This window comes from Burkholderia sp. Nafp2/4-1b (genome assembly GCF_003635165.1).
Classification (GTDB): Bacteria; Pseudomonadota; Gammaproteobacteria; order Burkholderiales; family Burkholderiaceae; genus Burkholderia.
In genome coordinates, this window is record NZ_ML058608.1 from 20,874 (window position 1) to 34,663 (window position 13,790).

The following is a 13,790-nucleotide window of genomic DNA, read 5'->3' on the forward strand; positions in this document are numbered from 1 at the left end:
CGCAGCGTCGCGGCCCCTTCAATGAAAAAAGGGTGGCTCGTCGCCACCCTTCATTTCAGCGTCCCGTGCCCGTCAGCGGCGCGATGGATGCGCCGGGCTCGAACAACGCATCGGCCTGCCTGACGCGCACGAATCGCGCCGCGTCACCTCCATCCACCAGCGCGCGGAAATGCGCTTCGCCGCACGCGAGCTTCGCGCGCTCGTGCTCGCTCGTCACGTCGCCATCGGCGTTCGGCGTATCGACGACGAAGTACAGCCGCTCGCCGCCATCCTGCTCCGCCAGCACCGCCCAGTCCGGGTGATAGCTGCCGAGCGGAGTCGGCACGCGGAACCAGGCCGGCAGCTTCGCGTACAGCTTCACGCCGTCGTGCGCTTCCAGCGCATCGGCGAACGCGCGTTCCGCGTCGGTTTCGCATACGACGGCCTCGTGGATCGACTTGCGCGCATCGAGCCGCAGGTTGCGCAGATAGCCGGTCAGCGCCTCGTTCTCGAACGATTCGAGTGCATGCACGTGCCGTTCGCCGAGCTTGCGATACGCGATGCCGGCGACCAGCGCGAGCCGCTTGCAGCGATTGATCGCATCGGCGGCCAGCGCGATGAACTGCTGCGGATTCACGCGGAAATCGTCGAGCCGACCGCTGTCGGCAAGGATCGTCGCGAGCGAACGGCGCGTGAGTTGCGTGCGGTCCTGCAGTTCGGTGAGCAGGTCGGGCAGCGGCAACTCGCCTTCATCGATCAGCACCGTGCCGGCGCCGGCCACTTCGACCGCCTCGATGCCGGCCTTGCCGATGTCGATCTCGGCCTTGCGCCACTGCAGCCGTGCGCGCGCGATGTCCGGCGCGGCGCGCAGCGCGGCCGTGCAGTCGCGCACGAGCTTCGCGTTGTCGAACTCGACGCTGTACACGGTGCGATGGCGGATGCGGTCCCACAGCGCGCGGAAGTCGTCGCCGAACACGACGGCCTTGCCCGACGCGTCGCGCCGCAGCGCGATCGCGCGACGCTCGTCCGCATTGCGCACCGCGAAGCGGCCCGACAGCTTGCGCAGCGTCGCGACGATCGGCGCGCGCAGCGTCTCGAACGCTTCAGGCAGCACGAGCGCGCTCTGGCGCAGCGCATCCTTCAGCCGGTCGAGCACCTTGCCCTGCGCGTCGACGTAGCCCTGCTCATGCAGATGCGCCCACAGCACGCGCGACAGCTCGATGCCGAGCGCGTGCGCGGGCCCGTCGCCTTCCTGCACCGGCAGCGCCGCGAACTGGTGTTCCTCGACGATCCCGAAGCGAATGCCGGTGTCGGCCTCGATTTCCTTCTGCAGATTCTCGGCGAACGACTCGTAGCGCTCGGTCGCGATCACGGTGAGCGTGTTCACGCCCGGATCGCGCACGCGTTCGCCGTCCTGGTCGACGGCGAGGCGCAGCCCGCGGCCGAGCGTCTGGCGGCGCTCGCGTTCGGTCTGGATGTCGCGCAGCGTGCAGATCTGGAATACGTTCGGGTTGTCCCAGCCTTCCTTCAGCGCGGAGTGCGAGAAGATGAACTTCAGCGGCGTGTCGAACGACAGCAGCGCTTCCTTCTCGCGCATGATGAGGCCGTACGCACGCTCGGCGTTCTCGCGCGCCGCGGCGCTGCTCTCGCTCGTGTCGGTCCAGCCGCCCTTGCGGTCGATCGAGAAGTAGCCGTTGTGCGCGCGCTCGACTTCCAGCGCGACGTCGACGCCGTCGAACAGCGCACGGTAGGCCGGCACACGGGCCGCGCGCGCATATTCCTCTTCGAAGATCAGCGCGTAGTCGCCCTTCACGGGCATCCCGTTCTCGTCGTAGCGGCGATAGCGTTCGACCGAGTCGACGAAGAACAGCGACAGCACCTTCACGCCGCGCTCGGCAAGGCGCAATTCCTTGTCGAGATGCTCGCGGATCGTGCGGCGGATCATCTCGCGCTGCACGGCCAGCGTGTCGATGTCGCCGAATGCTTCGCCGAGCGACAGGAACGCCTCGCCTTCCGGATGGCGCAGCTCGACGTACTCGGCACCCTTCACCGCATGCACTTCGCCGATCCGCAGCCCCGCGTACAGCGCGCGTTTGGTCAAGCGCTCGAGATCGTCGCCGTCGGTCGCCGACACGATCTGGCGCTTCACGCCTGCCGCGGTCGCGACGTCGAGCTCGATGCGCGCGCTGATCGCGCCGCGCCGGTTCGACACGCCGACGAGCCGCACGTACGGCTTGTTGTGCGCATCCTCGACGATCGCCGATGCGATCTCGATCTGCTTGACCAGCTTGCGCTCGTACGCGTCGACCGCATCGAGCCGGTACACCATGTGGTGGCGGTCGACGTGCGTGGCCGAATAGCGCAGCGTGCAGAGCGGCGCCATCGCGGCGAGCGCTTCGCGCCCGCGCCCCTCGAGCCCGCCGTCGACACTTTGCGGCTCGTCGACGATCACGATCGGCCGCGTCGCGCGGATCAGGTCGATCGGCTTTTCGCCGCCGGTCTTCTCGCTGTCCTTGTAGAGATTGTTGATCTCTTTCTTGTTGATCGCGGCAACCGTCATCACCATGATCTGGATCGCCGCGCTCGCCGCGAAGTGGCGCACCTGGCCGAGCTTCGCGGAGTCGTACAGAAAGTAGTCGTACGGCACGCCCGCGTACAGCGAGCGGAAATGATCCTCGGTGATCGCGAGCGTCTTGTGCACGCCTTCCTTGATCGCGATCGACGGCACGACGATCACGAACTTCGTGAAGCCGTAGCGGCGGTTCAGCTCGAAGATCGTGCGCAGGTACACGTAGGTCTTGCCGGTGCCGGTTTCCATCTCGACGGTGAAGTCGCGCGAGCCGGGCAGGCCGGACGGCGGCAGCCCGCCGCGCAGCTGCACGTCGGCGAGATTGCGCGCGAGCGCGTCGTCGGTCAGCGACAGCCGGTTGCCGACGCCTTGCTCCGACACCGCGAAGCCGAGCGAGCCTTGCGCGGCGGCCGTGGTGCCGGGCGCGGCGTTCGCGAGTACGCTGAAGTCGCCGCGATACGATTCCTGACCGCGAAACAGGTCGCAGACGGCGTCGATCGCGTCGCGCTGATAGTCGAGATCCGCTTCGAAATGCAGCCGCATCACAGGCTCCGCACGCGCTTCACGCCGTGCTGTTCGAGCAGCGCGGCGAGATTGAGCTTCGCGACGTCGTCGACGAAGCCGCTGTCGCGGAACAGGCACGTGACGTCATGCGACGCGCCGGTCGCATCGAGCAGCTCGACGATGCCGTCGGCGAGCGGGCCCGCATCGTCGCGCGAGATGCGCGCATCGAAGCACGCGACGATCGAGCGGCCGATCAGGTGCACGGTCTTGCCGGCCACCGGGTGATGCTCGACCGGCGTGCACAGATCGAGGCCGAGCTTCAACGTGAGCTCGGCGAGCAGGTCGTCCTCGGTGCGGCCGGTCTTCACGTGCTCGACGGACGCGAACAGCGCGTGGTCGAAGTCGTCGCGGCGCGGATCCCATTCGATCACGTTGGTCGTGTCGAGCCGGTACACGCGGAAGCCGAGGTCGCCATAGCTTTCCGGATAGTCGCGCGCGACCTGCTGCGCGGTGCGGCGCAAGCGCTCCTTCGTGATTTCCGCGAGCGTCAGCGGCTTCTTCAGCTTCGCGCAGAACTCGGCGGCCGCCAGCTGCGTCTTGTCGCGGCGGTCGAGCGCCTCGGGCAGCTGCACGAGGATGTAGCGGCGCGCGCCGCCGTCGGTCGCGTTCACCTGCATCACCGCGTGCCCGGTCGAACCGGAACCGGCGAAGCAGTCGAGCACGATGTCGTCGCCGCGCGTGCACCAGCCGATCACGGCCGCCGCGAAGTCGACCGGCTTCGGCTGGTCGAACGGGATGCCGAGCGTCTTCAACAGCGCGTCGTCGGAGCCGGCGAACGGCAGCACCGACGGCACGTTCTCGTACATGTTCTCGTCGAGGTAGTAGATCCGCTGCGGCTGCGTGGTTTCATCCGGGCCGAATTCGATCTGGCCGCGCTCGATCAGCGCCTGCATCGTCGCGGGCGGATTGCGCCAGCCGCGCGCCGGCATCGCGCACGGCTTGCCGGTGACCGGGTGGAGCAGCGGCGTGAAATACTCGTCCGGCGCCTTCTTCTTGTTCGGCCACGCCATCGACACGAGACGGTACACGCGGCCTTCCGCCGACAGCCGGTCGTACATCACCTCGCCGCCGGACAGGTTGGTCTGCGCCTTCATCCACGCGCGATACGCCTTCTGCGCGTCCTTCGCGTTGCCGCTGCGGTACACCGCGTCGTGCGCGGCATCGAGCATGCGCTGCGCGTTGCGCTTCGGGCGCTTCAGCGGTGCCTGTTCGAGCAGCGTCTCGGCGTTGCGCGCGAACAGCACCAGCGATTCGTGCTGGTACGCGACGCCGCGCGCGTCGCCCTTCGGGTTGCGCTTGTCCCACACGGCGACGCCGAGCTCGTTCTCCTCGCCGAAGATCTCGCGCAGCATCAGCACGAGCGCATGCACCTCGTGCTCGTCGATGTGCACGGCGATCAGCCCTTCGTCGGACAGCAGCGCGTGCGCGAGCTTCAGGCGCGGATACATCATGTTCAGCCAGTCGGTATGGAACCGGCCGTTCGCCTCGGTATTGGTGCTGCGCTTCACGCCGGCGTCGGTCTGGCCCGTCATCGCCAGGTAGTGGCGGATGCTGTCGCTGAAGTCGTCCGGATAGACGAAGTCGCTGCCGGTGTTGTACGGCGGGTCGATGTAGACGAGCTTCACCTTGCCCGCGTAACTCTTGTGCAGCAGCTTCATCACGTCGAGATTGTCGCCCTCGATCACGAGATGGCGCGTGTCGTCCCACGCGACGCTGTCGCCGGGGCACGGGCGCAGCGTGCCCGTCGACGGCGTGAGCGCGGCCTGGCGCGCGCTGCGCTTGCCGTGCCAGTGGAAGCCGTAGCGCTCGTCGGCGTCGCCGACGGTGCGTTCGCCGACCAGCGCCTTCAGCACGTCGACGTCGACCGACGCGCCGTCCGGGCCTTCGGTCACGAGTTCGGGGAACAGCGCCTTCAGGCGCGCGACGTTGTCGGCGGTGAAATCCGTCGACATCGCCTGCGGGTTCGCCGCATCGAGTTTCTGCATCGTCTTTTCCATCGGAGCCCGGCCGCGTGCGCCAGGACGTCGGGCGCACTCACGGCTGCGGTGGCAACGGCCACCCGGGCAAACCCGAAACGCTAGCGAGTCGGTCGGCGCAGGTCAAGCACCGATGTGAGGCGATCGTGCGCGCATCGGCCGCGATCGCCCGCCCGACGGGCCGCAGGCGGCTTCGGGCCGCGTGTCGCGCGGGCCGCCCGGCGGGTGTTCCCGGGCATTCCGGTACGCGGCGGAGAAGCCGAAAAAAGGACGAAAAAAAGGGCACGGTCGGCGCGGTGCGCCGGCGTGCCCGTATGGAGAATCCCGGATGGAGGATGCGGCGGGGCTCGACGAGCCCCGCTGGTGGTCAGAACCGCGTACGGATGCCCGACGTCAGTTCGAGCTGGTTCTTCGCGCCGAACGTCGACGACACCGTGTAGCCGCCATGCAGCTTCATGTAGTCGCCGGCGAGGTACACCTCGGTGCGCTTGCTCAGGTGGTAGAACACCGACCCGTAGATCGTCTCCTTGAAGCCGTTGGCGACGCCGTTGGTCAGGCTGAACGCGCCGAGGTTGGCGTTCGGCGTGAAGCCGTCCGCGTTATTCGCGGCGTTCTTGATGCGCATCTGCTGGTAGCCGAGCTCGTAGTCGAGCGCGCCCTTCGGCGCGATCTTCATCGACACCGTCCACGAATCGTCGTGACGCTGGCCGAGCGGGCCCTGGTCGCCGTTGTAGCGGAAGTAGCCGGCATTCAGGCGCACGATGTCGAACGTGTAGTTGCCGCCGACCGAGAACGTCTGGTTCCGGAAGCCGTTGTGGTTCACGTGGTTGTAGAAGCCCGACACGGTGAACGGGCCACCGTTGTAGCCGAGCGCGGCCTGGTAGGCGGAGCCGGTCGCGAACGAGGTCGAGTTGCTGAACTGGTAGCCGGCGCTCGCGAAGATGCCGTTGCTGAACAGCTTCTTCCACGCGACGCCGTTGTTGTAACGGGTGCCGGTCGGGCCGGCCGCGTAGAAAATCATCTGCTTGAAGTTGTTCGAGTTGGTCCAGCCGCCTTCCTCGGTCGTCAGCTTCGACGAGCCGTACGCATCGCCGTAATTCGCCGATGCGTCGCGCGCGATCGTGTTCTGGAAGCCGGCCGTCAGCTTGCCGAAGCGCTCGTCCTCGACGCCGACCCACGCGTCGCGGTCGAAGATCTGGCCTTCGTCTTCCATCTGGCCGTTCGCGACCACGAATTCGCTTTCGAGGCGGAAGATGATCTTCGTGCCGCCGCCGATGTCTTCAGCGCCTTTCAGGCCCCAGCGGCTGCCGCTGAACCACGGCTCGCCTGCGTTACCCATCCCGATCACGTGATTGCCGTTCGCATCGGCGTGGGTCCGGTAGGTCGGAAAACTCAGGTCCATCAGGCCATAGAGCTGCACGCTCGACTGCGCGTACGCCTGGGTGCCGGCGCACAGGCCTGCCGCCGCGATGGAAAGGGCAAGGGTTTTTCGTTTCAAGATCGTCTCCTCCGAACTGCCGCATTTGAAATCTGTTTGTTGGCACTACGTAATGTGTGCCGAATAGTGCCGACCACAGCGAGAGGGCCGACGCATAGCATCGTAGAGGGTGCAATCCTTCACGCCGCTTTCCCGGAGGAAAGAATCGGATCGGTGAAAACACCGAACGCGCAACAATCGCGAATCGGGCTGGCGCGCCGGCAAGCGCGCGGCGCGCCGCGTCAGTCCTGGCTGCTCTTCGCGCGCAGGATGTAGCCGAGCCCGCGCAGCGTGATGATCTCGGCCGTGCTGGGCGCGAGATGCTTGCGCAGCCGGTGGATGTAGATGTCGATCGCGTCGGCGCTCGGCTCGTCGTCGAGCGCGAACACGCTGTCCATCAGCCGCGCCTTCGACACCGTCTTGTTCTGCTGCAGCATCAGCGTCTCGAGAATCGCATGCTCGCGGCGGCGCAGCGCGAGCACCGCATCGCCGCAGCGGAATTCGCGCGTACCGAACGCGTAGACCAGATCGCCGCACATGAGCTGCGTCGTGCCGACGCCAGCCTGCCGGCGGATCAGCGCACGGATGCGCGCGACCAGCTCGCGCGATTCGAAAGGCTTGACCACGTAGTCGTCGGCGCCCGCGCCGAAGCAGTCGACCTTGTCGTCGACCGAGCCGTGCGCGGTCAGCATCAGCACCGGCACGTTGTCGTTGCGGCGCCGCAATCGCGCGAGCACTTCCTTGCCGCTGATGCCGGGCAGCCGCATGTCGAGCAGCACCGCGTCGTAGTGTTCAGTCTTCAGCACCGTGTCCGCACGCTCGCCGTCGCCGACGCAGTCGACCGCGAAATCCTCGCCGCGCAGCAGGTTCACGATCCAGTGCGCGAGTTCGGCGTTGTCTTCGACCAGCAGGAGTTTCATGACGACATCTCTTCATTCAAAGGCGGGCAGCCGCACGGTCACGACGATACCGCGATTGCCGGGGCCCGGTGCGAGCGTCACGCTGCCGCCGTGCGCCTGCGCGATCTCGCGCACGATCGCGAGACCCAGGCCCGAGCCTTCGGTGTCGGCCGACACGCGGTAGAACCGCTTGAACACGTGCGGCCGCGCTTCGGCCGGAATGCCGGGGCCGTTGTCGATCACCTCGAGCACGACCGCGTCGCCGTCGCGCCGCGCGGCGACCGTCACGCAGCCGCCCGGCTGCGTGTAGCGCACCGCATTGTCGACGAGGTTCATCACCAGCGCGGTGAGCAGGCTGTCGCTGCCCGCGACGTCGAGCCGTTCGCCGAGATCCGCGCCGAGGTCGATGTCGCGCCGCTGCGCGAGCACGATCGTTTCCTCCAGCACGCTCGACACGACGGCGGCGAGATCGACGCGATGCGTGAGCAGCGTCGACGGCGTCGCCTCCGCATGCGCGAGCAGCAGCAGCTTGTCGGTCACGTCGGCCATCTTGCGGCTGCTGCGCTGCATGCTGTCGAGCACCGACGAGAGTTCATAATCGTCGTTGCCGCGCTGCTGCGCGTACTGGATCTGCGTGTCGAGCACCGCGATCGGCGTGCGCAGCTGGTGCGCGGCGTCGGCGATGAAGCGTCGCTGCGTGGCCGTGTGCGTATTGAGCCGCGCGATGCACTGGTTGATCGCGTCGACGATCGGCCGCAGCTCATGCTGGAGGCGCTCGGGGCGGATCGGCTCCAGTTCCATCGGCCCGCGGTCGGCGACGTCGTCCTTCAGCTTCATCAGCGGGCGCAGCTCGAGCGTGAGGCCCAGATAGACGAGCACGATCGCGAGCACCAGCATCAGCGACAGCCGCATGAGCTGCGGCCGCCAGATCGTCGCGACCATCGCGTCGTACGAGCGCGTCGTCTTCGCGACGATCACCGTGACCGGCTCGACCTGCCCCTCGTCGTACAGCTGGCGGTCGTAGGCCACCGCGCGCAGCGGCACGTCGTCGAGCGACGTGTCGTACAGCGTCGGCTCGACGCCGTGCTGGGCCGGTACGTCGAGCGTCGGGTTGCCGGCGAGCAGCCGGCCGTGGCCGTCGATCACCTTGTAGAACACCGAATCGCGCGACGGTGATTCGAAGATCTCGAGCGCGGCGGGCGGCACGTCCGCGGCCGGCATGCCGTTGCGCCACTCGACGTCCTCGCCGATCGTGCGCGCCGACGCGATCAGCGCGCTGTCCTGCACGAGCGCGGCCGTGGTCCGCGCGGTGCCGTACGACATCGCGCCCGCGATCACCACGAAGGCCGTGAGCGGCAGCAGCAGCCACCACAGAAGCCGCCCGCGCAGGCTGTGCGCCATTCCTTCTCCTCAATGCCGAACCGCGCCGGGGGCTGACCGGCGCGGTTCGGGTGGGTGATCCGATGCTGCGTGCGACGCTCAGAAAGCGGCGGGGCGCCACTTCAGCAAGCGCTTCTCGATCCGGGTCAGCAGGTAGTCGGCGGCCAGTGCGACCACGGCCAGCACGATCATCGCCGCGAACACGCCGCTCGCGTTGAACGCACCCTGGGCGGTGGAGATTAGCAGGCCGATGCCCTGCTTGGAACCCAGGAATTCGCCGACCACCGCACCGACCAGCGCGAAACCGAAGCTCACGTGCAGGCTCGCGAGAATCCAGCTGAGCGCGGACGGAATCACGACGGAGGTGGTGATCTGCCGGCGCGACGCGCCGAGGATCTGCGCGTTGGCGATCAGGTAGCGGTCGGCTTCGCGCACACCCTGGAACGCGTTGCCGAACACGACGAAGAACACCATCACGACGGCCAGCGCGATCTTCGACGCCATCCCGAGGCCGAGCGCGATCACGAACACCGAGCCCAGCACGACGCGCGGAATCGAGTTCGCGATCTGGATGTACAGGCCGAACACGTCGGCCATCAGCTTGTTGCGGCCGAGCACGATCCCGCAGATCACGCCGGCGACCGAGCCGATCAGGAAGCCGATCGTGGTCTCCTCGAGCGTCACCCAGACCTGCGTGAGCAGCGGCCCTTGCGACGTGCCGTTGACGAACCAGTCCTGGATCTGCGCGAAGATCAGCGTCGGCTGCGAGAAGAAGAACGAATCGATCCACTTCAGGCGTGCAGCGAGTTCCCAGCCGCCCAGCACGAAGACGAGCACGGCGATCCGCAGGCCGATGATGAGTTGCCGGCGGCGGCGCAGCCGGGTTTGAGCGGCGCGCGACTCGTCCTCGAGCGTCGTCGCCGGAAGGGCGGTGGGGGGTAGCGTCATGTCGGTCATGCTCCTGTCCTTGCTGTTTGTTGCCGTGGCTTGCGTGCGGCGTATGCGTCAGCCGATCTGCACTTCTTCGCGCAGGTCGTGCCAGATGTCCTTGGAAATCTCGATGAAGCGCGCGTCGTAGCGCACTTCCGACATGACGCGCGGGCGCGGCAGGTCGATCTCGTACACGCGCTTGAGCGTCGCGGGGCGCGCGGTCAGCACGAACACGCGGTCGGCGAGCGCGATCGCCTCTTCGAGATCGTGCGTGACGAACACGACCGAGCCCTTGTTCGCCGACCACAGCTGCAGCAGTTCGTCCTGCATCAGCGTGCGCGTCTGCATGTCGAGCGCGGAGAACGGCTCGTCCATCAGCAGGATTTCCGGCTGGTTGATGAAGGTCTGCGCGAGCGCGACGCGCTTCCTCATCCCGCCGGAGAGCTGGTGCGGGTAGTGCTTCGTGAACTTGTCGAGGCCGACCTTGCGGATCCATTCCTCGGCCTGCGCGTACGCGACGTCCTTCGAGCGGCCGCGGAACAGCGGGCCCGCCGCGACGTTGTCGATCACGTTGCGCCACGGGAATACGGCGTCGGCCTGGAACACGAAGCCGATGCGCGGGTCGATCCCGTCGACCGGGCGGCCCATCACGCGCACCTCGCCCGACGCCGGCTTGAGCAGCCCGGTGATCATGTTCAGCGTGGTGGACTTGCCGCAGCCGGTCGGCCCGACGATCGCGATGAACTCGCCGCGCGCGACGCTCATGCTGAAGTCGCGCAACGCGACGGTGGCCTTGCCTTCCGGCGAAATGAAGCGGCACGACACATTGCGAAACTCGATCGCCGGTGTGCTCGGGGAAACTGCCTGGTTCATTGCATTCGTCCTGCGGGTGAGGAGGGCGTCGCGTCGTGGCGCCGCCGGGCCGGTCAGCCGGGCCGGAACGGGGAACGCGCGGCGGCGGGATCGCCGCCGCCGCGCGTTGCGGCTTACTTCGCGTTCACGAAATCGTTGGTGTAGGTGCGCGCCAGGTCGATGTGCTTGCCCTTCACCGACGGGTTGAACGCCGACAGCACCTTCAGCACGGTTGCCGGGCCGTCGGCCGGCATCTTCGCGTCGGCGGTGTACATCGGCAGCGATGCCTTCAGCGCGGACACGTACAGCGCCTTGTCCTTCTGGTAGTCCGCCGGCATCTTCGCGGCAATTTCCTCGGCGCTGTGCGTGTGGATGAACTGCATCGTCTTCGCGAACGCGTGCGCGAGCTTGGTGGCCTCCGCCTTGTGCGAATCGGCCCATGCCGACTGCACGTACAGGCTCGCGGCCGGGTAGGTGCCGCCGAGCGCGGCGCGCGTGCCTTCCAGCGTGCGCAGGTCGACCAGCACCTTCGCGTCGCCCATCTTCTCGAGCGCGGACACCGTCGGCTCGGTCGTCATGCCGGCGTCGATGCGGCCCTGCTTGATCGCGGCGATGAAGCTCGCGTCGGCGCCGACCGGCAGCATCGTGTACTGCGTCGACGGCACGCCTTGCTGCAGCGCGAGGTATTGGGTGAGGAAGCTGGTCGACGAGCCGAGGCCCGTCACGCCGAGCGTCTTGCCCTTCGCGTCGGCCATCGACTTGAAGGTCGGCGCCGCCTTGGTCGACACCAGTTCGACCTCGCCCGGCACCTGGCAGAGTACGGCGATCGCCTTCACGTCCTTGCCCTTGCTCTGCAGGTCGACCGCATGGTCGTAGAAGCCGACGACGCCCTGCACGGCGCCCGCCAGGAGTTCGTTCTCGGCGTCGACGCCGGCCGGCTGCGACAGCAGCTCGACGTCGAGCCCTTCGGCCTTGAAGTTGCCGAGCTCCTGCGTGAGCCGCGCGGGCAGGTAGATCAGCTTCGCGATCCCGCCGACCATGATGGTGATTTTGCCGTCGTCGGCGAAAGCGGGGTGAGCGGCGAGCGCGCAGCTGAGGCTGGCTGCAACGGCGAGGGTGCGCAGGATGGGTCGCATCGGGGTCGTCTCCTTCGTTGTATTCGTATGGCGCGATGCTTGCTGCATCGTCATGACGAGTATAGGGAGGCGAAACCTTCCGGTACCTTTCGCGGGCGGCCGATTCCTTTAGGGGTTTTCCAGCAAGCGGGCGCGCAGGCGGCCTAGCGCCACGCCAGCAGCACCCGCCCCATCGCGTCGAGCCCCATGTCGAACAGGTGCGACACGAACGGCACGAGGTTCGGGATCATCAGTTGCACCAGCAACAGCCCGACCAGCATCGTGACCGGGAAGCCGATCTGGAAGATGCCGATCTGCGGCGCCGCGCGGTTCAGGATCCCGAGCGCGAGGTTCGCGATCAGCAGCGCGGCGACCACCGGCAGCGCGAGCAGCAGCCCCATCTCGAACACGGTCGCGCCGAATGCGGCGAGCGTGCGCCAGCCGGGCGCGTGCAGCAGGTCGGCCGATACCGGCAGCGTCTGGAACGACGCGGCCAGTGCCGCGAACACCTGCAGGTGGCCGTCCACCGCGAGGAACGCGAGCATCGCGATCGCGTTCAGGAAGCGGCCCATCACCGGCGTCGCGCCGTTCGAATGCGGATCGAAGAAGGTCGCGAAGCCGAGCCCCATCGACAGCCCGATGAAGTCGCCGGCCGCCTCGACGGCCGCGAACACGAGTTGCATCGTGAAGCCCAGCGCGATGCCGATCAGGAACTGCGTGACGACGATCCAGATGCCCGGCGCGGAGAACACGGTGACACCGGGCATCGCGCCGAGCGTCGGTGCAACGACGAGCGCCATGAACGCGGCGATCGCGATCTTCACGCGCACCGGCACCGCCGCGTGGCCGACCACCGGCGCGGTCGCGACGAGCGCGAGCATCCGCACGAACGGCCACAGGAAGGCGGTCAGCCAGCCGTTGAGCTGTGCGTAGGTAACCGAGAACATCGCGGGGAGACGGAGCCGGGCGCGTCGCTCAGCCGGCGCCGAGCGTCGCGACGTGCAGCAGCGTCTGCCGCAGGTAGTCGAGCATCGTCGTCAGCATCCACGGGCCGGCGATCACGAGCGTCGCGGCCACCGCGAGCAGCTTCGGGATGAACGACAGCGTCGATTCGTTGATCTGCGTCGCGGCCTGGAACAGGCTCACGACGAGGCCGACCGCGAGCGCGACCAGCAGCAGCGGGGCGGCGAGCAGCAGGCCGACCATCATCGCCTGGTGCGCGAGCGTCATTACTTGTTCAGGCGTCATCGGGGCGCGTCCTCCGCTTACGTGAAGCTCTGCGCGAGCGAGCCGATCAGCAGCTGCCACCCGTCGACCAGCACGAACAGCATCAGCTTGAACGGCAGCGACACGGTGGACGGCGACACCATCATCATCCCCATCGACATCAGCACGCTCGCGACGACCATGTCGATGATCAGGAACGGGATGAAGATCGTGAAGCCGATCTGGAAGCCGGTCTTCAGCTCGCTCGTGACGAACGCGGGCACCAGCAGCGACAGCGGCACGTCTTCCGGGCCCTGCATCGGCGCGGCCTTCGAGATCTTCGCGAACAGCGCGAGATCGGTCTCGCGGGTCTGCTTCAGCATGAAGGTCTTGAACGGCGCGACGCCGCGCTGCACGGCCTGCTCCATCGGCATCGAGCCGTCGGAGAACGGCTTGTAGCCGTCGGCGTACGCACGGTCGAGCACCGGCGACATCACGAAGAAGGTGAGGAACATCGCAAGGCCGACCAGCACCTGGTTCGGCGGCGTCGTCGCGGTGCCGAGCGCCTGGCGCAGCAGCGACAGCACGATGATGATGCGCGTGAAGCTCGTCATCATCAGCAGCATCGCCGGCAGGAACGACAGCATCGTGAGCAGCAGCATCGTCTGCACGCTCAGCGAATAGGTGGTGCCGCCGTTCGGGCCGGGGCTCGTGTTGAACGCGGGCAGGCCGGCCGCCTGCGCGCACGCAAGCGCCGGAGCGACGCCAAGGATCAGCACGGGCGCGAAGCGCGCCGCGCGACGCAGGAATTCGTGTTTCATCGGAATGCAGAGACGGAATTGG

At 67.4% G+C, this 13,790-nt stretch carries 11 protein-coding genes; all 11 read right to left on the reverse strand.

The genetic code is table 11. The features are described from left to right. Positions 1-55: 55 nt before the first annotated feature. A complete protein-coding gene (locus C7H84_RS18350) occupies positions 56-3,091 on the reverse strand; it encodes a DEAD/DEAH box helicase family protein (protein ID WP_121860119.1) in 3,036 nt (1,011 codons plus the stop codon). Beyond that, a complete protein-coding gene (locus C7H84_RS18355) occupies positions 3,091-5,109 on the reverse strand; it encodes a site-specific DNA-methyltransferase (RefSeq protein WP_121860120.1) in 2,019 nt (672 codons plus the stop codon). The genes C7H84_RS18350 and C7H84_RS18355 overlap by 1 nt, the downstream gene beginning before the upstream one ends. Positions 5,110-5,455: 346 nt before the next feature. Further along, positions 5,456-6,586, reverse strand: coding sequence for a porin (locus C7H84_RS18360; RefSeq protein WP_121860121.1), 1,131 nt, complete (start codon positions 6,584-6,586; stop codon positions 5,456-5,458). Positions 6,587-6,807: 221 nt separating this feature from the next. Next, a complete protein-coding gene (locus tag C7H84_RS18365; RefSeq protein WP_121860122.1) occupies positions 6,808-7,485 on the reverse strand; it encodes a response regulator in 678 nt (225 codons plus the stop codon). Between the two features lie 12 nt (positions 7,486-7,497). After that, entirely contained in the window at positions 7,498-8,865 is a 1,368-nt protein-coding gene (locus tag C7H84_RS18370; protein ID WP_121860123.1) for a sensor histidine kinase, read from the reverse strand. Between the two features lie 78 nt (positions 8,866-8,943). Then, positions 8,944-9,801: an ABC transporter permease gene (locus C7H84_RS18375; RefSeq protein ID WP_121860124.1), complete on the reverse strand. Its 858-nt coding sequence runs from the start codon at positions 9,799-9,801 to the stop codon at positions 8,944-8,946. A gap of 48 nt (positions 9,802-9,849) precedes the next feature. Beyond that, complete coding sequence (locus C7H84_RS18380; RefSeq protein WP_121860125.1) at positions 9,850-10,647, reverse strand: ABC transporter ATP-binding protein; 798 nt, start codon at positions 10,645-10,647, stop codon at positions 9,850-9,852. A gap of 113 nt (positions 10,648-10,760) precedes the next feature. Beyond that, positions 10,761-11,762, reverse strand: coding sequence for an ABC transporter substrate-binding protein (locus C7H84_RS18385; RefSeq protein ID WP_121860360.1), 1,002 nt, complete (start codon positions 11,760-11,762; stop codon positions 10,761-10,763). A 143-nt stretch (positions 11,763-11,905) separates the two neighbouring features. Continuing rightward, positions 11,906-12,688 carry a flagellar biosynthetic protein FliR gene (gene fliR, locus C7H84_RS18390; protein WP_121860126.1) on the reverse strand — a complete coding sequence of 261 codons (783 nt, stop codon included), beginning with the start codon at positions 12,686-12,688 and terminating at the stop codon, positions 11,906-11,908. Between the two features lie 28 nt (positions 12,689-12,716). Beyond that, positions 12,717-12,989 (reverse strand): flagellar biosynthesis protein FliQ, encoded by a 273-nt coding sequence (gene fliQ / locus C7H84_RS18395; protein ID WP_006750427.1) that lies wholly within the window; start codon positions 12,987-12,989, stop codon positions 12,717-12,719. 17 nt (positions 12,990-13,006) lie between these two features. Further along, positions 13,007-13,768: a flagellar type III secretion system pore protein FliP gene (fliP, locus tag C7H84_RS18400; protein WP_121860127.1), complete on the reverse strand. Its 762-nt coding sequence runs from the start codon at positions 13,766-13,768 to the stop codon at positions 13,007-13,009. Between the last annotated feature and the right edge of the window lie 22 nt (positions 13,769-13,790).